A 21,748-nucleotide genomic window follows, 5' to 3' on the forward strand; every position below is an offset into this window, starting at 1 on the left:
CGTGCGTCGGAAAAGGAGTTCGGCGATGGCGGAAATCAGTCGTGTCGCGCTGTTCGGCAAGCTGGACAGGCTCGGCTACAAGACCGTCGAAAGCGCGACGGTTTACTGCAAGATGCGCGGCAATCCTTATGTCGAGCTTGCGCACTGGATCATGCAGATTCTGGAGACGCCGAACTCGGACTGGCAGCGCGTCGTCGCGCACTACGGCGTGGATGCCGCCGCGCTCGCGCGCGAGCTGACCGCGTCGCTCGACGCCCTGCCGCGCGGCGCGAGCTCGATCTCCGATATCTCCGAGCATATCGGCGATGCCATCGAGCGCGGCTGGGTCTACGGCACGCTGCTGTTCGGCGCGACGAAGGTGCGCACGGGCCATCTGCTCGTCGGCATGCTGAAGACGCAGCGCCTGCGCCACGTGCTCTTCGGCATCTCGCGGCAGTTCGAGCGCATCAAGCCGGAAGACCTGTCGGACAACTTCGCGCGCATCGTCGCGGATTCGGTCGAGGAACCGGAGGCGGCGCAGCAGCCATCCGCACTCGATGCGCAGCCCGCGCCCGCCGGCACGGGCGGACAGGACGCGCTGCGCAGATACACGACCGATCTCACCGGCAAGGCGCGCCAGGGCGCGCTCGATCCCGTCACCGGCCGCGACGACGAAATCCGCCAGCTCGTCGATATTCTGATGCGGCGGCGGCAGAACAATCCGCTGCTCACCGGCGAAGCGGGCGTCGGCAAGACGGCGGTCGTGGAGGGTTTCGCGCAGCGTCTCGTGCGCGGCGACGTGCCGCCGCCGTTGCGCGAGGTCGCGCTGCTGTCGCTCGATCTCGGGCTTTTGCAGGCGGGCGCGAGCATGAAGGGCGAGTTCGAGCAGCGGCTGCGTCAGGTCGTCGATGAAGTGCAGGCGAGCCCGAAGCCGGTGATCCTCTTCATCGACGAAGTGCATACGCTCGTCGGCGCGGGCGGCGCGGCGGGCACCGGCGACGCGGCCAATCTGCTGAAACCCGCGCTCGCGCGCGGCGACCTGCGCACGATCGGCGCGACGACCTGGGCCGAGTACAAGCGGCACATCGAAAAGGACCCGGCGCTCACGCGGCGCTTTCAGGTCGTGCAGGTTCAGGAGCCAGACGAGGACAAGGCCGTGCGCATGCTGCGCGGCGTGGCGGCGGTGCTCGAAGGGCATCATCGCGTGCAGTTGCTCGACGAGGCGATCGAGGCCGCCGTGCGGCTGTCGCATCGCTATATTCCGGCGCGGCAGTTGCCCGACAAGGCCGTGTCGCTGCTGGACACCGCGTGCGCGCGCGTCGCCGTCAGCCAGCACGCGACGCCCGCGCAGGTCGACGACTGCCGCCGCCGTATCGAAGCGCTCGACGTCGAGGCGCAGATCGTCGCGCGGGAAGCGAATGCGGGCGTCGATACCGGCACGCGCGCCGTCGATGTCGCCGCGGCGCTCGCGCGCGAACGCGATGCGCTCGGCGGCCTCGAAGCGCGCTGGAACGAAGAGAAAGGTGTCGTGGACGAACTGCTTGCGCTGCGCGCGTCGTTGCGCGAGCAAGGCGAAGCGGTCGATACGCCATCGCGCGACGAACGCCTCGCGCGCATCGCGGAACTCAAGGCGCGTCTCGACGCGCTGCAGGGCGACGCGCCGCTGATCCTGCCGAGCGTCGATGCGGGCGTGATCGCGGGCGTGGTCGCGGACTGGACCGGCATTCCGGTCGGCCGCATGCTGAAGAACGAACTCGACGCGGTGCTGCATCTCGCCGACGCGCTCGATCGCCGCGTGATCGGCCAGCGCCACGCGCTCGACATGATCGCGAAGCGCATCCAGACGTCGCGCGCGCGGCTCGACAACCCCGACAAGCCCGTCGGCGTGTTTCTGCTCGCGGGCACATCGGGCGTCGGCAAGACGGAAACCGCGCTCGCGCTCGCCGAGACGCTCTACGGCGGCGAACAGAATGTCATCACCATCAACATGAGCGAGTTTCAGGAGGCGCACACCGTCTCGACGCTCAAGGGCGCGCCGCCCGGCTACGTGGGTTACGGCGAAGGCGGCATTCTCACCGAAGCCGTGCGCCGCCGCCCGTACAGCGTCGTGCTGCTCGACGAAGTCGAAAAAGCGCATCCGGACGTGCACGAAATCTTCTTCCAGGTCTTCGACAAGGGCTGGATGGAAGACGGCGAAGGCCGCTACATCGACTTCAAGAACACGATCATCCTGCTCACGTCGAATGTCGGCTCGGAGATCATCATGTCGATGTGCCGCGACCCGGCCAGCGTGCCCGCGCCCGGCGATCTCACGCGCGCGCTGCGCCAGCCGCTTCTCGACGTATTTCCCGCCGCGCTGCTCGGCCGGCTCGTCACGGTGCCCTACTACCCGCTTTCCTCCGCGATGATGACCGACATCGTGCGCCTGCAACTGGAGCGCATCCGGCGGCGCGTCGCGGACAATCACGGCATTCCGTTCGACTACGACGACGACGCCGTGCGGCTCATCGTCTCGCGCTGCACGGAGAGCGAATCGGGCGGACGCGTGATCGACGCGCTGCTCACGAACACCGTCCTGCCGCGCATCTCGACGGAATATCTGACGCGTCTCACCGAGGGCGGCGCGCTCGCGCAGATCCGGCTTTCGGCGAGCGCGGGCGATTTCGTCTACGCGTTCGACTGAACCATGCTCACGCTCACGGTGACGCTTCACAACGGACAGCCGCCGCGCGTGCCGCTCGCGGCGCGCTTCGATACCGACGGCGGCACGGTCGGACGCGCCGTGACGAACCGGCTCGTGCTCGACGACGCCGAGCGCACCGTCTCGCGTCTGCACGTGCAGATCGTGTGGCGCGACGGGCGTTATCTCCTGATCGATCGCGGCAGCAATCCGGCGCTCGTCAACGGCGCGCCGCTCGATCCGGGTCAGGAAGTCACGCTTGCGCACGGCGACGAAGTGCAGATCGGCGGCTATCAGTTGCGCGCCGGTATCGACGCCGAAGACGATACGGTGAACGCGAGTGAACCGACATCCGCCGACGATCCGTTCTCCGGCTTGTTCGACGCGCCGCCCGTGATATCGAAGGCGCCCGACGACGTGGACGACCTTCTCGCCGCGCCCAAACCGAAGACCGCGCGCGCCGAAGACTTCGACTTCGGCTTCGACGATCCGGCCTCGAAACGCTCGATCGACGAACTGTTCGATCTCGCGCCGGGCGCTTCGTCGCAAGGCGATCCGCTCATCGATCCGCTCATTGAACCGTTAACGCAGCCCAACACCGCCCACGACGCCGATCCGTTCGCGAGCCTCACCGGCGCCGCGCGTCCCGTCGAGCCGCCCGCAACGCGCCCCGACGCCGGTTCGGAACTGCACAGCGCATTTACACCGCCCAGGCAGCAAACGGCGCCGAAGCCGGTTTCATCGCAAGCGGAGCCGGCCGGCGACCGCGCGCTCGTCGAAGCCTTCCTGCGCGGCCTGAACACGCACGGCGTGCGTATCGACGCGCTCACGCCCACGCTGATGCAGCTCATCGGCGAGTTGTTGCGCGAAGCGGCGCGCGGCACGCTCGAACTGCTCGCCGCCCGCGCCGCGCTCAAGCGCGAGATGCGCACGGGCGCGACGATGATCGCGGCGTCGGACAACAATCCGCTCAAGTTCTCGCCGAACGTGGAGGCCGCGCTCATGCATCTGCTCAATCCGCAGATGCGCGGCTTCATGCCGCCCGCCGTCGCGTTCGAGGATGCCTACGCCGACTTGCGCGCGCATCAGGTCGGCATGGTCGCGGGCATGCGCGCCGCGCTCGACGGCGTGTTCGAGCGATTCGAGCCGCAGCGCATCGAGGCGCGCCTGTCCGGACGCTCGATGCTCGACGGCTTTCTGCCCGGACTCAATCGCCGCGCGCGTTGCTGGGATCTTTTCATCGAGATGTACGGCCAGCTTTCGAGCGAAGCCACCGAGGATTTCCATACGCTGTTCGGCCGCGCGTTCGTAGCCGCTTACGAAGCGCAGATCGACGAACTCAGGCAGCGCGGCCGCCAGTGACGAGAGGCACGACATGCAACTGCAAACCGCGAGCGTGAGCGACGTGGGCGGCCGCTCGCGCAACGAGGACGCCTACGGGCAATGGCGGCGCGCGCCGCTGTTCGCGAGTGTCGTCGCCGATGGCGCGGGCGGTCACGGCGGCGGCGATGCCGCGTCGCGCATCGCGGTCGATACCGTGCTCGCGGAACTCACGCGCGTCGCGTCGGCGGGCGTGGCGCTGACCGGGCCGAATCTGTTGCGCGTGCTGCTGCGCGCCAACGACGCCATCATCGACGCGCAGGAACATGACCGCGATCTCGCGCAGATGCGTTCGACGGCGGTGCTGCTCGGCATCGACGAAGCGGCGGGCGTCGCGGCGTGGGCGCATTGCGGCGATACGCGTCTTTACTGTTTCCGGCGCGGCGCGACCGTCGTGCAGACGCAGGATCACAGTCTCGTGCAGAGCATGATCGACGCGAACCTGCTCGACACGCGCGACGTGCGCAATCATCCGCGCCGCAACGTGCTGTTCTCGGCGCTCGGCACGGCGGACGATCTGGCGATCGCGGCCTCCGACGAACCGTTTCCCGTCGCGGATGGCGACGCCTTCCTGCTATGCACCGACGGCTTCTGGGAATACCTCGACGAATCCGTGATGATCGGCGCAATCGGCGGCGCGCAAACGCCCGCCGAATGGCTCGATCTGATGGTGTCGCGCTTGCGCGGGGCCGCGCGGCCGAATCACGACAACTTCACGGCAAGCGCGGTGTGGATCGGCGATGCGTCGCAGACGACGGTGATGCTGACGCCCGGCGCGTGACGCGTCGCGGGCATCGTCGATAGGAAACTTCAGGCCGCCTGCTTCGCCGACGGCAACCGCGAAACGAGCCGCAGCGACACCGTGAGCCCTTCGAGCTGATAGTGCGGGCGCAGGAAAAACTGCGACGTGTAATAGCCCGGCGCGCCCGGCACTTCCTGCACCTTCACTTCGGCGGCGGCGAGCGGCTTTTGCGCCTTGGTGTGCTCGGACGAGTTGGCCGGATCGCCGTCCACGTACTGCGTGATCCACTTGTTGAGCCAGATCTCCATGTCGGAGCGTTCCTTGAACGTGCCGATCTTGTCGCGCACGATGCACTTCAGATAATGCGCGAAGCGGTTGCACGCGAACAGATACGGCAGGCGCGCGGCGAGCGCGGCGTTGGCGGTGGCGTCGGGGTCTTCGTACTCGAACGGCTTTTGCAGAGACTGCGCGCCGATGAACGCCGCAAAATCCGAGTTCTTGCGATGAATCAGCGGCATGAAGCCGTTCTTCGCGAGTTCGGCTTCACGCCGGTCGGAAATGGCGATCTCGGTCGGGCACTTCATGTCGACGCCGCCGTCGTCCGTCGGAAAGCTGTGCACCGGCAGCCCTTCGACCGCGCCGCCCGATTCCACGCCGCGAATCCGCGAGCACCAGCTATACAGCTTGAACGAACGGTTGATGTTCACCGCCATCGCATACGCGGAGTTCGCCCAGGTGTACTTGGTGTGATCGGCGGAACCGGTGTCTTCCTCGAAGTCGAATTCATCGACGGGCTCGGTCTTCGCGCCGTACGGCACGCGCGCGAGGAAGCGCGGCATCGCGAGCCCGATGTAACGCGAATCCTCGGATGCGCGCAACGAACGCCAGCTCGCATATTCCGGTGTGCCGAAGATTTTCGTGAGATCGCGCGGATTGGCGAGCTCCTGCCACGAGTCCATCTGCAGGAGACTCGGATCGGCGGCGGCGATGAACGGCGTGTGCGCGGACGCCGCGATCTTCGATACTTCGCCGAGCAGTTCGACGTCCGGCGGCGTCTGATTGAAGTAATAGTCGCCGACCAGCGCGCCGAACGGCTCGCCGCCCAACTGGCCGTACTCGTGCTCGTAGATCTGCTTGAAGAGCGGGCTCTGGTCCCACGCGACGCCCTTGAAGCGCTTGAGCGTCTTGCCGAGATCCTTCTTCGAGATGTTCATCACGCGAATCTTGAGCATCTCGTCGGTTTCGGTGTTGTTGATGAGATAGTGCAGCCCGCGCCACGAACCTTCGAGCTTCTGGAAGTCCGGATGATGCATGACCGCGTTGACCTGCTCGGTGAGCTTCGCGTCGATCTCGGCGATCATCGCCTGAATGGAGCGGATCGCGTCGCCGGAGACGAGCCTCGTCTGCGAGAGCGCCTGCTGCGCGAGCGTCTGCACGGCGGTCTGCACGGCGGTTCGGGCTTCGTCGCTCTTCGGGCGGAACTCGCGGTTCAGGAGCGCGGAGAGTTCGTCGCCTTCGAGCATCGCGCCCTGCATGGCGGGCTGCGATTCGGCGGGCGACGCGGATTGCGGAATGTCGGACATGGTCGTTTCCTTTTCGGCTCATTCGGCGGCGGCGGGCGCGGCGGCGCCGTCGGCGGCGGGCGGCGTGACCGTGGCGAGCGTCTTGAGCAGCGCGGGATCGTCGAGCACGCGCGCGATGAGTTCCTCGGCGCCGTTCTTGCCGTCCATGAAGATGACGAGATTCGCGAGTTGCGTGCGCGCTTCGAGCAGCTTCGCGAGGGCGTCGACCTTGCGCGCGACGGCGGCGGGCGAGAAGTCGTCCATCGTCTCGAACGTGATGTCGACGCTGAGATTGCCTTCGCCCGTCAGCTTGTTGGGCACCTGAAACGCGACGCGCGGATGCATCGCCTTCATGCGGCTGTCGAAATTGTCGATGTCGATTTCCTGGAACTTGCGCTGATCGACGGGCGGCAGCGCCTCGGCGGGTTTGCCGGACAGATCGGCCATGACGCCCATGACGAACGGAAGCTGGATTTTCTTCTCGCTGCCGTAGGTTTCGACGTCGTATTCGATCTGCACGCGCGGCGCGCGATTGCGCCCGATGAATTTCTGACTGCTGGTTGCCATGACGTCTCCTTCGCGTGAGCATGAGCCACGCTTTGAAGACGATTCAGCCGCGCGCGGATTTAAAGCGCATCGAGACGGCGCTGCTGGCGCCACGAGGGCGCGGCGCAGTTGAAGAGCGCCGTGCCGGGTTCGAGCAGGCACAGGTGACGCGCGGCGGCCATGCGCTGACGTTGATAACCGTCCTTCAGGACGTCGATGCAATGCGCTTTCGACGGCGGCGCGCCGCACAGATAGCGCCGGCCGCTTTCGAAGCGCGGCGCGTGGGCCTGCCACCACTGCGCGATCTTGCCGGCGTCGGGCCACGGGGCGCCGTCGTCTTCGTCCATGGCGATGTCGGGGTCGCCGGGGTCGTCGGTCGGGCCTGCGGGAATGCGCTCGGGCGGCTTGCGGTCGAGATCGAGCCACGCGAGGTCCGCGCCGGTGATGAAACTGAAGCTTTCGCCGGCGATGCGGGCGAAGCGGTCGTCGGACATGAGGCCGATCAGCCAGTCGATGTAGTGCGGATCGCCTGCGTGGGCGATCGCGCGGACCAGCAGGCGTTTGCCGATGTGCCGTGCGGCGATGCTTTCGAGCAGACGGCGGGCTTCGGCGGGCGGCAGCGCGCTGGCGGCGTCGGCCGGTGCGAGTTCGCGCAGAATGTCGAGCGATGCGTTCCGGTCGCCGAGCAGCAGCGCCGATTGCGCGGCGCGGCGTTGGCAAGTCGCGTCTTCGTCGTCAAGGCGTGCGATGCAGGCGCCGAGCAGATCGATGCGGCCGATTTCACCCGCGCATTGCAGGGCGCGCGCGCGCACGGCGGCGTTTTCCGAGGCGATGGCGGTATCCAGAAAGCGCTTCGGGTCCACGCGATGCTGCGCGCACGCGGCGAGGCCGGCGCGTTGCGCGGCGGGGTCGTCGCTGGCGAGCAAACCGCCGACGGTTTCCTGAAGGCGGCTCGCGGAGACCCAGCCGAACGCGGAATGCAGGCCGGACCGGGCGGCGGGCACGGCTTCGCCGAGCGCGACGAGTTGCAGCAGCGTCTTGTCGGAGCGCGCTTCGATACAGCCGATCGCGGCGGTGAAGAGTTCGCCTTTGCCGGGGCGGTCGAGCGCCTGCATCGTCATTTGAGCACCGACGCGGCCCGCGACCGCGATGCCGTCGAGGTGGGCGGCGATGCGCTCGTCGAGGCGTGCCAGATGCCTCAGCTTGACGTGCGGGGCGCGGACGAGGTACGAGCGGGTGTTGCGGAGACAGGCGGAGTCTTCGAGGTGTTGGTGGAGGATGGGGGCCAACGAGCCTGGGCGCGCGTTCATCGGGGCGCCTTTAGTCGTAACGACGCCACGTTGTGCCGTCGAACGAGGCGACGTCGTTGTGGCCGATCGACCATAAGGTGCCGCCCGCCGAGGTGAGGTTGAAACAGGAGAGTTGCCCGACTGGGCCGAAATCGACGGGAATCAAACTCGTTCCATCGAGCGTGTAGAGATTGGAATACGTAGCAACGTAGAGACAATCTCCGAACCAGTGCACGTCCCAGATGTCCGCTCCGAAGCCATCTTCCCAGTTCATCAGCGTCCACACGTCATGTCGACCGCGTATGAGCGTGCCTTCCTGTCCACCGACAAAGACCTCGCCATTCGGTGCACAGCATATGCACGTCAGAATCAGATTGGTCAATTGAGCCCTGTCGAACCAGCGTGCGCCATCGAATTCCCAGATTTCACCGCTCCAGCCCGCGGCATAGATTTCCTCGCGCGAATAGCCCTGGATGCTTTCGAATCCCGCCGTCTCCCCGGACGAGGCGAGCGGCGCACTCAGGTCGCGCCATTGGTTCTCGCCGCTTCGCTCGTAGACCTGACGCTTCATGCCGCATGCATACACATAGCCGTCGATGGTGCATGCGTTGCGAATAGTGACGGGGTCCGGGTCTATCTTTTCGACGCCCTTTTGGCCGGCGGCGTATGTTGCAACATCGCCATCCTGTCCGACGATCACGACTTTCCTGAAGGGCTGATGAGCAAAAGCGATCGCAGTCGAATCCCAGGCGACGTTCATCATGCCCGTCCAGGCGCCTTGCTCCACGCAGATGCCGCTGGAGTGGGCAATCTCCTGTCTGACCAGATCCTTCACTTTGCTGATGAGGCAGACGAGATCCGGGCGTGTGGCCACGCCCCTTACGAACTCGCGTGTGTCAGAAAATCGGCTCGTCATGGTTTCGCCTCGAAAAGAGTTAGCCAACCGAACTGGCGGGCAAGGGAGGACCGACCGTGTTCTTCATCAACGCGTCGAGATCCTCTGGGTTGTCCGTGTAGTTGCGTCCTGTAGGCGAATGCTTGATGTCGGCTTTCGGATCGCCCATGTCTTTGTGTCCCGCAACCAATTGTGCAACGATGCAGTCCTTGTCGCATCGAGGAGCCACAGCCACCGCACCGTCCGCGCAGTGATCGACCTCGTCGGCGAAGGAAACCGGGTCACCTGCCTCGACATCGCTGTATGCCTTGTGATGCGAACTGCGCAAACCATGCGTGCCGCTGCAACTGCCGCCCTCGAGACACATGCAGGGCGCCTTCTGATCTTCGTATTTCTTCCAGTCATCGAGTTGCCCACCCTTCTCGAATCGAACCTTGAAGAATGAACTCTTCGGAACGATATGATCGGGAGTCTGCGCGGGACAACAGCCGTGAATTCCATCCTCGGGTGTCGCGTTGAAGGGAACGAGGCGGCACCTCCTGGCTACGGAGCAAGGATCGCTGCTGGCGGCTTTGGCGCGCGTTGTCGTCGCGCCTTTCCCATATGTGAAACTGCCGCTCACTTTGGCTTCCTCGCACACGTCCTTGCCGTTTTTCTTGTAGGGCTTGTAGTCTGCGCAGTCCGTCTTCTCGTTTTCGATCATGGTTGCGCATTTCTTCTTCTGCGCCGCGGTCATCTTCTTCACGAAAGGCCACGGTACCGCCTCGTTGGCCTCGGGGCAGGCGTGATTGTCGGTCGTCATGTCCAGATGGCGCACCACGTTTTCGCCTTCCACGATGACGTCCATCGACCAGGAGGTGAAATACACCTTGCCCGATGTCGATCCGGAAATCGCGCCCTTCTTCGCTGCACATCCTGCTTCGTCGCCGGTCGACTTTTTGAAGTAGGACTGGTTTTTCAGCATGATCTCCTTACCGGAAATCTCCACCGTCTTGCTGCCGTCGGTCGTATCTGAATCGAAGGCCGAGTTCGGATACGGCACTGGAACGCCCGGCGGCGTGGCAGGATTTTCCGGCGGAGTGAAACAGACGTCGGGCATCGCGCATATCGTCTTTCCTTCGCCGGCGCCGCAAGCCAGTTCGCGCCCGTTCGCGTAGACCTCATTGCTCAATGCGCCTCCATGCGATCCGTCGCCTGTATGACGATGGAAGCCCGAAGCCCCTCGTCCGAGCCGAGGTGCGCCAGAATGCACCGTCCCTTCAAATATTGCTTCCGATGCGCGGCGAGCAGCACGACCAGCAACAATGGTCCTATTGCCGCTCCCGTTTCGCCGATCGACTCGGCGGGATGCCACACGTCGAAGTGCGTTCGTATCGTGCGATCGATCCGGCTGAAGGCAATGCTCGCTTCCTTGAAATAAAACTGTTCACCGGAAAGATCGCAGATCTTGAACGCCAGCTCGCGTTCGTTGCGTTCGGCGTCGCGAAGCGATTCGTTGATAGCCAGAGCCAGGCCCTCGCCTTTCATCGGCGTGTGCGAATCGATATGCGCGTGTTCCATTGCGAAACCGATACCGATGCAGCACAGATCGCCTTCGCCGCGCGGACGTCCCACCAGAATCGCGCTTCCGGCCTCGCCGGGCATGAACCCGTCCGAGTTCCCTTCCGTCAGTATTCGTTCGGCACGGTCATACGCGCTGAGAGTGCGCCATTGAATGAGGCTGTCCGCCGCGGCTATGATCACGTGCTCCACGCCCTCGTCATAGATCAGCTTGCGAGCACGTTCCAGGGCGAGCGCCGCGCCGACCCGACCTTGGGGATAGACAGAGGAACGCCGCTCGAACTTCGTATTCAATTCGAGTTCCAGCTTTTTCAACAGGTCATCGTCGAGGTCGGCGAAGCGGCCCGGGCGGCCTTTTTCCGCCACGCACAGCAGCAGCGGAAGGTTCTTCCAGGCGCTTCGTTCGGTATCCGAAAGACATTCGCCGATTGCGCTCGCAGCCATTTTCACCAGACGCGACAACCCTCGCCACGGTTTTTCGAATGGCACCTGTTGAGACATGATCCAGTTGCCGCCCGAGTCGATGAACCGCGTCTCGGTTGGATTGCTGAGCTTGGCCCGAATGGCCGCGCAGGACGCCGGCGCCGACAACCCCACGCTCGTGACGAGGCCCGAACTCAAGATGGCGATGGATCGGTGCGTCATTGAACCTGTCTCACTGTGCATCGAACGGTACAGCCACGATGGGAATCGGAAACGCCACCACCCCCTTCTGCTGCCACCACTCCCTCCCCTTCCTCCCCACCAGCACCCGCGCGATCTCGAACATGTTCTTTTTCAACGGCCTTCTCACCCGCCAGCTCATCGTGAACCGCTCCATCTCCGGCTCGAACACGATCGTGTCCACGCCCGCCCGATAATCCTCCGGCTCGCCATGCTTCGGCACCACCAGCACCGGCGCCTCGAAATCCGGCAACGCGAAGCCGCGCTTGCCATCCGCCGTCAGATTGATCAGCGTGACTTCGGCCCCGCCCACCGGCATCGTCAGTTGCTGATCTTCCGGCGCGGCCTGGTAATACCGCTCGTCGAAATCCGGCGGCAAAAACGGGAAGTGCTTCTCCATCCATTCATCGTCGTACGTGCCCGCATAGCGATAGCGCCCCTCCCAGCCACGCCCCAGCACGCCGAACGACATCGGCCGATACACCTCGTCCGGCCGCGTCACCGGCCGGTTCAGTTCCTCCGTATTCGGCAGCCGCCGCCCGTCGACCCATTCGCGCCGCAGATGCCGGCGAAACCCGCGCCCGACCGGATTGGCCATGAACGCCGCATGCTGCATCGGATCGTCGTGCTCCTCATCGACGCCGCCGAACGCGACATCGTAGGTAATCGGCTTCGTCACGAACGGCACCGGCGCGCTCGCCTCGATGCGCGCCGCGCCCGCCTGCCACACGCGGTCGCCGATCACCGCGAACTGCTTCGCCATGCCGCCCACGCGCAAGCCGACCGGCACGCGCGTCGCGGGCTGTCCGCCCGGCGCGTGCGCGCTGCCAAGCAGCAGCACGTCGCAGCGCGGCTTGTGCGGCGCATAGTCCACCTCGTGATACGGCGCGGAAAATCCGGGCTGGCCGGTGAAGGTATCGGCCATGACGAGCGGCAATTGCTCATCGGCAAGACGCACGGCCTCGCCCGGCGCAGGCAGCCGGAACGTGCCCTTGATCACGACGACGAGCGACTCGCGCCCGCTCGGCTCCGTGCCCATCGTGTAGCCCGCGACCATGCGGGTGGCGTTGACCAGTTCCATCTTCGTCGACGATCAATTGAGTTGCACCGATCCGCCCTTGATGCGGTTCACGCCCGAAGACCGGCTCGACACGTACGTTCCGCGTATCAGCACCTTGCCGGCCTTCGTGAGCGTGATGCTCGCCTGCCCGCACCGGAAGACGATCTCCTCTTTCGCCGTCACGACGAGACGCGCGCCGTCGGCATCGGCTTCGACCTGCGCGGGCGCTTCGTCGAGCGGCCACGCGCGCTCGGCGCGCACGCAACCGATGATCACCGGCCGCGCCGGATCGCCGCCGTCGAACATCAGCAGCACTTCGCAGCCGATATGCGCGCCACGCACATCCGGAATCGTGCGCGCGGGCAGCGCCGCGCCGCCGCTCTGTCCGGGATAGACGACGAGCGGACACGCGCCATCGCCAGTGAATCCGATCAGCTCGCCGATCCGCACGCCGTCGATCGCCGCCGGTTGAAGGAAATCCCGTCCGCTCATCGCGCTCTCCTCGCTGTCACGATCGTTAGACGAACGACGCATCGGCAATTTCAAACGCTCACTGCGGCCGCGTCCCCGCGATCAGATGAATCTGCGCGAGGCTGTCCGGCGCGAGGTCCTGCATCACCGCGAGAAAGTCCTTGCCCATCAGCCCGCGCGCGCGGCGAATCAGCAGCGGCGCGGGATTCGTCGGCTCCGTGCGTTCGAGGAACGCGCACACGGCGTCGAGCGCGGCGAGCGCGTCCTCGCGTGTCGCGATTTCGCCGAGTCGCGCCATCGCGCGATGCGGCGCCGGCTCGTCAGTCGATTTCATGGTTTCCGTCGCTCGTTCTTCATGCGCCGCCGGCGCGATGGCGCGAAACTGCGCGGCGACGTGACGCGTCGCCGTCGTCAGCGCGCTCATCGAAGGCGCGCGCTCCGCGCCGAGCGTGTCCGTCATGCGGTCCGAAAGCGTCTGCACGGCGCGCGGCAAGTCGAGTCCGTCGGTGAGGAGTCCGGGATCTTTCGCGGCGGCCTCCGCGAGCATGCCTTCCACGCGCGGCAAGGTCGCGGCCGGCGCGCCTTCCTGCGCGGCGAGCCTGCCTTGCGCGACGAGCATGTCGCGCACCGTCAGCCGCTCGCCGTGCACGCGGCACACTTCGCATTCGCGCAGATCGTGCAAGAGCGTTTCGGCTTCCGCGAACGGCGTGTAGGCATCGGCGAGCGGCGCGAGCGCGTTGATGCGCAACGCGGCGTCGTTGTCGTCGTCGGGATCGAGCGGTGGATAAAGACCGTCCCAGTATCGTTCGACGAGACCCGTCAAGAGCCGCATCCCCGCCAGAAAACCCGCGAGGCCGTGTACGTGCGCCGCCGCGCGCGTCCACGCGAGCGCGACGCGCACATCCTTCGATCGCGTGAGCAACGTTTCGGCCTGTTCCAGCACGTCGGTCCACGGCGGCGGCTCGGCGGGCGTGTCGAACTGGCGCTGCGGCATGCCGCGCGCGAGCGCTTCGAATTCGAGAAACGCCGCGTCGTATTCCAGATCGATGCCCGCGGGCGGCATCGTTGCGGCCGGCGCGAGAAGCGGTTCGATGTCGATCATCGCCGCCGCGCTCAGAATTCGCCGCAGCCGTGCTGGCCGTTCACGACGAGGCAGTTGTTCAGATTCGGCCGCGAACGCACGCGCTTCCAGTCCGCCGCGAGCGTGTCCGCCTCGCCTTCGGCCTGTTGCAGCGCGAGGATCGGCTCGTTCGTGCCGACGCAAATGTTGATGGCGCCCAGATTGCTCTCGTACACGAAGGTCTGCTCCTGCGCCGTGAAGAGCGGCTGCAAGCCGGTGCGATTGAAGACCGCGCCCTGAAGCTGCATCGGCGTGACGGTGAGCGTGCCCGGCACCACGACGATGTCGTAGCCGACCGGCGACGAAAACGCGCCGTCGATCGAATACGCGCCGGCAAGCGATGTCCTCGTCGCCGACGATCCGGGCGCACGCGTGACGAGAATCGCCGAGTCCGGCCGGTCGCCGCCGAGCAGCCCGCCGATATCGAAGCCGTACGGGCCGTTCGGCGCGCCTTCGCCGCGCGTCTGGTTGCCGATGGTGACGGTGGCCGTCGGCCGGTCGGCGTAGACGAAGTGGTTGCCGTTCGCGGGCACGACGCGTTGCGAAGGCTGGCCGTTCCAGCTACAGATGCCGCCGTAGACGCAGCCGTAGAAGTTCGGCAGCGCGCCGCCCGGATCGATGCCGTTGCGGTTCTCGCCGTTGCGCGTCGATGCCCACACGCGCCACGCGCCCGCGCTGAGCGTGCCGCCCGGCGCGTTGTCGAAGACGCCGTGCTCCATCACGAGGTCGATGCTGCCGCCCGCGCTCAGTTGAGACGGCGCGCCGGGCGTGCCGAGCGCGATCGCGCCGTTGCCGGAGATCGCGGTCAGATCGCCGGTCACGGCCGGCTGCGTGCCGCCGATCGTCGTGAGCGCGCCCGTCGTGCCGTCGATGCCGGCCGCGCTCGCCGTGCCGATCGCGAAACTGCCCGGCGTCGAGAACGTCACGTCGTGCGCGCCGGAAAGCGCGAGCGTTTGGACGTTGTTGCCCGCATCGGCGAGAACGAAGTCGCCGCCGCCCGCGAGCAGCAGCGTCTGCGCCTGAATGCCGCCGGGATCGGTGACCGCGCCGGACGAATCGAGCGCGAGCGTCTTGCCGGGCATCGCGATGCCCGACGGCAGATCGATGCCCGCGCTGCCCGCGCCGGTGTTCTGGAGCGTGAGGCTCGTCGCGACGGCGGGCCGCGCGGCGCAACTGGCCCCGCCCGCGCACGGTCCTTCGACGACGATGCGCCCGGATTGCGTCGACGAACCGAGCGCGAGCGTCTGAATGCCGGTCGAGAAAGTGCGATACGTGACGGCGTCGATGGACAGGCCGGGCGTCGCGGCTGCGCCGAACAGCGTGATCGGCACGGCGTTGGCTTGCGCGACGCCGAACGTCGCCGGATCGACGGTCGCCGGCGACACGAACAGCAAGCCGCCGGGCGTCGAAATCGATCCCGGCCCGCTGCGTCCGGCGAGACTCGTGGCCGTGCCGTCGTTCGACGCGCGCAGCGTGATCGTGCCTTGCGGCCCGGTCGTGATCGAGAACGGCCCGGTGACGCGCCCCGCGTTGACCGGCAGCGGCACCGCGCCATACGCGATGCCCGCGTCGGCCGTGGTGGTCGAACCCGCGATCGATACCGTGCCGCCCGGCGCGCTTGCGTCGATCGAGCCGTTCAGCAGCGCCACGCCGAAAGCAGGCGAGGACGGCTCCGCACCCGCGCCCACGTTCGCCCCGCGAATGTCGATGGCGCCGCCCGCGCTCGCGAGCGCCGATCCATCGAGCAGCGCGACGCCCGCCGCGCCCGGCCCGCTGCCCGCGCCGTACACGTCGATGCCGCCCGCGCCGCTCGCAAGCCGCGACGCGTTGCGCAGCACGACGCCATCGCCGGGATTGACGTTCGGGCTCAGGCTTTGCCCGATCAGTTCGATGCGCCCGCTGCCGCTCACAATCGACGCGCCGTCCAGTTCGACGCCGAACGGTGCGATTGCGACCGGCCCGGCTCCGTCTCCGTTGCCGGGAAGCGGCGGCTGCGCGACGCCGTGGATCGTCACGGCGCCGCCCGTGGCGGCGGGCGCACCGGCCGGCGCGCCGATACGCGTGTCGATGTCGGCGAGGCGCAGCGTCACCGACGCGCCGTCGAAACCCGTCGCGCCGCCGCCCTGCGTGCCGAGCGTCACGCTGCCGCCGTTGGTCCGGATCGCGATGCGCGCCCCGCCCGCGCCGCTCACGATCACCTGCTTCACCGCGTCCGCGACGATATTCAACGGCGCCAATCCCGATGCGATGCCGTAGCCGATCGACACCGTATCGGCGGCGCGCATCGTGAGCGTGGTCCCGCGCGTGGCGGCGCTTTGCATCGGCATGGCGGTCGTGATCGTGCCGGCGCCCGCGTTTGCGCTCGCGCTTGCCGTCAGCGTGAGATCGCCCGTCAGCGTCGAGGCCGCGCCGAGCGTCGAAACCGGCGCGAGCGCGTTGCCGCGTGCGTCGAATACATTGCCGGCGAGCGGCGCGACGACGAGCTGCCCGAGACCTGTCAACGACGTGTCGCCCGTGCCGGCGAACGAGACCTGCCCGATTACGTTCGCCGCGCTCGTCAACGCGAAGCGGCCCGGTCCGGCGAGCAGCAACTGGTTCGTCTGGATGCCGGCCGCGCCTTCACTGGACGGGCCGGCGGAATCGAGCGTCAGCCGGTTCATGCCCGACGCGCCCGACAACGCGATGCCCTGGCTGCCCGCGCCTGCGTTCGCTATCGACAGTTCGCCGCTGATGCCGGGCAGCACGCTCCCGCATCCCGCACCGGCGCATACCGTGCCGAGCGCGATGCGCCCCGTGTGACTCGCCGAGCCGATGTACGTATTGGCGACGCCCGCGGCGAAGCGCGCGCCGAAGGCGGCATCGAGCGTATATCCCGGACCCGGCACGCCGGGAACGCCGATGTTGATCGGCGCGGCATCGTCGGCGGCGACGGTGAACGACGCACCCGGCGTCACCACGCCCGGCGCGAGCACGAGCGTGCCGGCGGGAACGCCCAGGGCCGAATTGCCGCCGACCTGAATCGACGACGTCGTCGGACTGAGGTTCGATGCGCGCAAGCCGAGCGTGCGCGTCGCGGTCACGCTCGAATTCTCGATATCGAGCCCGTGCGCCGCCGACGTGCCGGACACCGAGCCGGCGAGCGTCACGTCCGAGCCGTTGACGAGCGCATTGGCGATGCTGACGCCCGCCGCGCTCGTTCCACCGGGCACGGGCGCGCCGTTGGTCGTGCCGAGAATGGTCAGCGGCGGCGTGAACGCGGGGCCGACGTCCGCGTTGAAGAACACCGTGCGCGCGGTTCCGGCGGGGACGTCGTTGCCGATCGCCACGCCCGAGTAGCCGTTGCCGCTGCCTTCGATCCGGATGCCCGGCGTGCCGGAACTCAGTGTCAGCGTGCCTTCCGCCGCCGACAGAATCGTCACGCCCGCGCCGAGCGGCCCTTGCAGCGCGGCGACGCCGCGTATCGTGATGGCGCCGGACGCGTCGATCGGCGTCTGGCTCATCGCGACGGCGTCGGCGCGCGCGCTCCCGCCCGAGGCGAGCGACGTGCCGTCGAGGGTCACGCCGCCCTCGTCCGACGAAAAGCTGCCGAAGCGCGTCTGTATGCCGCCCGCGCCGCCGCTGCCGCGCACCGTCACCGAGCCGGTGTTCGATTCGGCATCCGTGTTCGACAGTGCCACGCCGACGCCCGCCGCCGACGTTCCGGTGATCGTCAGGTCGCCGAGCGAGGACAGGCTCATCGTGTCCATCGACACACCGCCCGCCGTGCCAGTGCCGCTGATCGCGAGCGGCCCGGACGACACGTTCACGATGCTCGATTGCCCGCCTCCGGTCATGCCGACGCCCACGCCCGCCGACGCCGTGCCGCTGACCGACGCGCCGCTGAGCGCCGTGACGTCGGTCGCGTTCAGGAACACGCCGCCGCTCGTGCCGCGGCCGGTGAGCGTGACCGCGCCGTTCGTCGATTCGAGCGCGGCGCCGTTGACCGCGCCGATATCGACGCCCCGCCCCGCCGATGCCGTCCCGTCGATCGAGATGTTGCCCGCCGTCGAGACGGTCACCGCGTCGAGCGACACGCCGCCCGTCGCGCCGGTGCCCGTGAGCGTGACCGCGCCCGTGGTCGCCGCGATCTCGGAGTTCCCGGCGATCGCGACGCCGACGCCGGCGCGGCCCGCCGCCGGGTTCGTCGCCGGTCCGTTGCCGTTGAGGGTGATCGCGCCGCTCGGGGCGGCGGCATCCGGCACGACGGTCTGCAACGCGCCACTTAGCGGCAAAGCCACCGTGCGCGGGCTCGCATCCACCAGCGCTGCCCGAACCGCGACGACGGGCGGCGTCGGCGGCGGCGGCGTGAAGCTCATCGCGCGCGAATCGATGATTGCGCTGGCGAGCTGGACGGCCGGCGCGATGCCGTTCGCCTGCTGCGGCACGCCGATCGTAATGAATCCGCCGTTGCTGAAAATGTTCATCGGCAAAGCCGACGTGCCGACGAGGGAAATGATCGCGGTGCCGTCCGTCAGTCCGGCCGTGTTGGCGTTGAGCACGATATTGAGCGGCCCCGTCGCGGCCGCGCTCGTGTTCGAGAACGCGACGATTTCCGCATCGGCGGTGGCGCCCGGCGCGCGCTGCGCGATGATCGATCCCGCCGCGCTCAGCGTGAGCGTCGCGGCGTTGCCGGATGTCTTCGCGATCGGCCCTTGCAGCGTGATATTGCCCGCCTGCGTCCCCGCGGTGCCCGTGCTGACGGTGACGTTGACGCCATCGTTCAACTGGTCGTTGATCGTCTGCGACCAGATGCGCGTATCGTCGGTCGTCGCGGTGAAATCGCGGGTGGGATTTCCGTCCGTTCTGTCGTTGCTGATGACCACGTTGAACGGGTCCAGCAGCCATGTTCCGCCCGCGCCGTGCGGCGCGCTCGCGTCGATGTTGTCGCCCGGCACGTCGAGATGAAGCGCCGATGTCTCGATCAGCCCGCCATTGCCGCCGTTCGGGCCGCCTCGCGCCGTCACCTTGCCGTAGACGCGCGCGGCCTGCGTGCCGAAGAACACGATGTGGCCGCCGTCGCCGGATGCGAGCGCGTCGGCGTTCACCTGCGCGCTCGGGCTCATCCACAGCGCATCCGAATTGGCGATATCCGGCTCCTTGCCCGCCGCGCCGCCGCCGATGCGCACGCGCCCGCCGCCTTGCGCGCCGCTCGCGTCGATCTGCGCGCCGTCGTTCACCGCGACGTGATAGCCCGTCGCGTCGATCTGCCCGCCCTTGCCGCCAGCGGGCGCGCTGACGTCGAGATTGCCGCCGATATCCGTCTCGCCCGCCGTCCCGCCGTCGAGCACGATGCGCCCGCCGCGCGTCTCCACGCTCCTCGCGCGCACCGTGCCCGTCTGATTGAGCACGCTCGCCGTCGCCTGATCGGCGGCGCGCACCGACATCACGATCTGGCCGCCGTCCGCTTCGAACGTGCCCGCGTTGCTGACGAGCGCGTTCGCGACGCTCTTGTTCACCTTCAGCATCGTGAGGCCGTCGCCCGCGAAGTCGAGCGTGATGTCGCTGCCCGCGCCCACCGCGATCTTGCCGAGCGTCGCGCTCACGTAGCCGCTGTTGTCGACTTGCGCGCCGAGCAACGCGACCGCGCCGCCCGACGATGCCGCGATGTTCGCGCCGTTTTCGATCGACACTTTCGCGCCCGGCGCCGCGCCCTGATCGAAGCGATATTTCCCGGCGAGGAATGCGTCGTTCGTGATGCCGAGCGTCGAGGCGACGAGCGATCCCACGTTCACCGACGCGCCGCGCGCGAACACCACGCCCGCCGGATTCACGAGAAACACCTGTCCGTTGGCGTTGAGCTGTCCGGCGATGCGGCTCGCGTCGCTGCCGACGACGCGGTTGAGCAGCACCGCCTGCGCCGAAGGCTGCGATATGTCGACGCGCTCGTTGCCCTGAATCGAAAACCCGGTCCAATTGACGATGCCTTTCTGCGAGCGCTGGTCGATCGTCATCGAGGTCGCGCCCGGCCGGTTGACCGTGACGCTGCCGCTTTGAACCTGCTCGCCGACCGGCAGCGCCAGCGCGCCCGGCGACGCGACCAGCACGAGCAGCGGCAGGAGCGCCGCCGCCTTGAGATCCGCGCCCGCGTGACGCGCGGCGCGTCTCGCGAAACGCCGGATCGCGCGATCCCACGCCCGGCGATGCTTGCGGGTGCGAAGGCAAGTGCTGTCGCTCATGGCGAACTCCTTTGATTGCAGAACCGCTTGCGCGCTAGAACGATTTGGATACCTGCACGTAGACGCGCGGCACTTTGTCGTCGCCGGTCGAGTCGGCGCGGGTCGTGCGCCATGCCACGCTCGCATCGACGGTGATGCCGTACGGCCCGCTCCAGAACGCCCCGATGCCCGCGCCGCTGCGCGTGACGGTGTTCGCGCCTTGTCCGGGAATCGAGCGCGCGTTGTAGCGTCCGACGCCGATATCGAAAAACGCGGACAGCGTGAGCGACGGAATCACCGCGTAACGGAACGCGGCCGTGGCGATCAGCCCTTCGTCGACGACCGCTTCGGACGGCGAATAGGCGCGCACCGCACGCGGCCCGCCGAGCGTGATGCGCGAGGAACTGTCGAGGTTCTGGTTCGCCCATTGCCCCGACACGCCCACGAAAAAGCTCGTGTTGCGCGTGATCGCGTTGAGCCGGTTCGCCTGCATCGTCAGGCGCACGCTGTTGCCCTGCGTGTGGCGTCCGAGCGGCCCCTGATCGATCGCCTCCGCGAACGCCGAGTCGATATTCAGATGCGCGAACGCCAGTTGCAGGTCCGCGCTGTTGAAACCGCCGCCGAGAAAACTGTCGCGGCTCTCGTACGACAGCCCGACGCTCGCCACGTACAGCTTTTGCGGATTGTCGAAACTCACGGCGTCGATCTTGTCCGTCAGCGAGCGATACTCCAGCGCGCCGCGCAGCAACAGGTTCTGGCTGCGCGAGCGGATCAGCGGCTGCGAAACCGACGCGGTGACGACATCCGCGTCGCCGTGCGCGTTCAGCGACGCGAACTGGTCGCCGAGGTAGTAGTACAGATGCGAATACGCGATGCCGACGCGCGTCCCGCTCGCGTCGACGGGCACGTCGTAGCCGACGCGTCCGTACACGGTGTCGGCGCGCTCGGCGGCGAGCAGGTTCAGGTCGAGGTTGTCGCCGATGCCGAGCGGCGACGCGATGCGCCCCACCGCGCCGAGCCGCCAGCGTCCGGCGGGCGCGGAGCCGTAGTCGTCGGCGGAAACGGCGAAGTTCCAGCGGCGCACGGGTTCCACGGTCACGCTCAGATCGACGGTGCCGGGCGTGCCGCCCGTCTCCAGCGCCGACGTGACGCGGATGCCCGGCAAGTCCGAGAGCAGCAGCATCGTGCGTTCGAGTTCGCTTTGCCGCAGCGGCTTGCCGGGCTCGATCGCGGCGAGCCGCGCACGCACCATCGATTCCTTGATGGGCGCGCCGGGCGCCATCGTCAGACGCACCTGGCCGATCTTGCCTTCGAGCACGGTGAACGTGACATCACCGTTCGTGACGTCCTGCGGCGGAATCACGACCTGCGCGAGCGGATACCCGCGATCGCGATACACCTGCGCGATGCGCGCGCCCATCGCGTTCAGATCGTTGATCGACACTTCCTGACCGATTTTGTCGGCGACGAGCGGCAGCAGCACGTCGTCCGGCAGCGTTTCGTTGCCCGCGAAGCGGATGCTTCGCAACACGAACTTCTTGCCTTCGGGCGCTTCCGCCGGCGCGGCCGGCGGCGTCGGCAGCGCGCCCGTGCCGCCGGGCGGCGGC

At 67.4% G+C, this 21,748-nt stretch carries 14 protein-coding genes; 3 read left to right on the forward strand and 11 right to left on the reverse strand.

Annotated elements, in window-relative coordinates; all coding sequences use genetic code 11:
- Positions 1-25 precede the first annotated feature (25 nt).
- The 3 genes from tssH to NOV72_RS26520 are packed head-to-tail and all read left to right on the forward strand — an operon-like array spanning position 26 to position 4,820.
- Positions 26-2,662, forward strand: a complete 2,637-nt coding sequence (gene tssH, locus NOV72_RS26510; protein ID WP_106857505.1) for a type VI secretion system ATPase TssH — start codon at positions 26-28, stop codon at positions 2,660-2,662.
- A gap of 3 nt (positions 2,663-2,665) precedes the next feature.
- On the forward strand, positions 2,666-4,021 hold the full coding sequence (tagH, locus tag NOV72_RS26515) for a type VI secretion system-associated FHA domain protein TagH (protein WP_106857506.1): 1,356 nt from the start codon (positions 2,666-2,668) through the stop codon (positions 4,019-4,021).
- A gap of 13 nt (positions 4,022-4,034) precedes the next feature.
- On the forward strand, positions 4,035-4,820 hold the full coding sequence (locus NOV72_RS26520; RefSeq protein ID WP_106857507.1) for a PP2C family protein-serine/threonine phosphatase: 786 nt from the start codon (positions 4,035-4,037) through the stop codon (positions 4,818-4,820).
- A 29-nt stretch (positions 4,821-4,849) separates the two neighbouring features.
- On the opposite strand, the gene tssC is transcribed toward NOV72_RS26520, so the two are convergent.
- From tssC to NOV72_RS26575, 11 genes are all read right to left on the reverse strand, one after another.
- A complete protein-coding gene (gene tssC / locus NOV72_RS26525) occupies positions 4,850-6,316 on the reverse strand; it encodes a type VI secretion system contractile sheath large subunit (protein ID WP_425428782.1) in 1,467 nt (488 codons plus the stop codon).
- 66 nt (positions 6,317-6,382) lie between these two features.
- On the reverse strand, positions 6,383-6,910 hold the full coding sequence (gene tssB / locus NOV72_RS26530) for a type VI secretion system contractile sheath small subunit (RefSeq protein ID WP_106857509.1): 528 nt from the start codon (positions 6,908-6,910) through the stop codon (positions 6,383-6,385).
- Between the two features lie 59 nt (positions 6,911-6,969).
- Positions 6,970-8,199: a TIGR02270 family protein gene (locus NOV72_RS26535; protein WP_106857510.1), complete on the reverse strand. Its 1,230-nt coding sequence runs from the start codon at positions 8,197-8,199 to the stop codon at positions 6,970-6,972.
- Positions 8,200-8,209: 10 nt separating this feature from the next.
- Positions 8,210-9,094 (reverse strand): hypothetical protein, encoded by an 885-nt coding sequence (locus tag NOV72_RS26540; protein ID WP_106857511.1) that lies wholly within the window; start codon positions 9,092-9,094, stop codon positions 8,210-8,212.
- 19 nt (positions 9,095-9,113) lie between these two features.
- Positions 9,114-10,244 carry a PAAR-like domain-containing protein gene (locus NOV72_RS26545; protein ID WP_106857512.1) on the reverse strand — a complete coding sequence of 377 codons (1,131 nt, stop codon included), beginning with the start codon at positions 10,242-10,244 and terminating at the stop codon, positions 9,114-9,116.
- Positions 10,241-11,278, reverse strand: coding sequence for a hypothetical protein (locus NOV72_RS26550; protein ID WP_106857513.1), 1,038 nt, complete (start codon positions 11,276-11,278; stop codon positions 10,241-10,243). Before NOV72_RS26550 ends, NOV72_RS26545 begins: the two co-directional genes overlap by 4 nt.
- 10 nt (positions 11,279-11,288) lie before the next feature.
- On the reverse strand, positions 11,289-12,377 hold the full coding sequence (locus tag NOV72_RS26555; RefSeq protein WP_106857514.1) for a DUF2169 family type VI secretion system accessory protein: 1,089 nt from the start codon (positions 12,375-12,377) through the stop codon (positions 11,289-11,291).
- Between the two features lie 12 nt (positions 12,378-12,389).
- Positions 12,390-12,848, reverse strand: a complete 459-nt coding sequence (locus NOV72_RS26560; RefSeq protein WP_106857515.1) for a DUF6484 domain-containing protein — start codon at positions 12,846-12,848, stop codon at positions 12,390-12,392.
- A 58-nt stretch (positions 12,849-12,906) separates the two neighbouring features.
- A complete protein-coding gene (tssA, locus tag NOV72_RS26565; RefSeq protein WP_106857516.1) occupies positions 12,907-13,929 on the reverse strand; it encodes a type VI secretion system protein TssA in 1,023 nt (340 codons plus the stop codon).
- Positions 13,930-13,940: 11 nt separating this feature from the next.
- A complete protein-coding gene (locus NOV72_RS26570) occupies positions 13,941-20,162 on the reverse strand; it encodes a two-partner secretion domain-containing protein (protein ID WP_106857517.1) in 6,222 nt (2,073 codons plus the stop codon).
- Between the two features lie 34 nt (positions 20,163-20,196).
- Positions 20,197-21,748, reverse strand: a 1,552-nt coding sequence (locus NOV72_RS26575) for a ShlB/FhaC/HecB family hemolysin secretion/activation protein (protein WP_106857518.1), incomplete at its 5' end; no start/stop codon positions are given.

Origin of the sequence: Caballeronia novacaledonica (genome assembly GCF_900258035.1) — a bacterium.
Classification (GTDB): Bacteria; Pseudomonadota; Gammaproteobacteria; order Burkholderiales; family Burkholderiaceae; genus Caballeronia; species Caballeronia novacaledonica.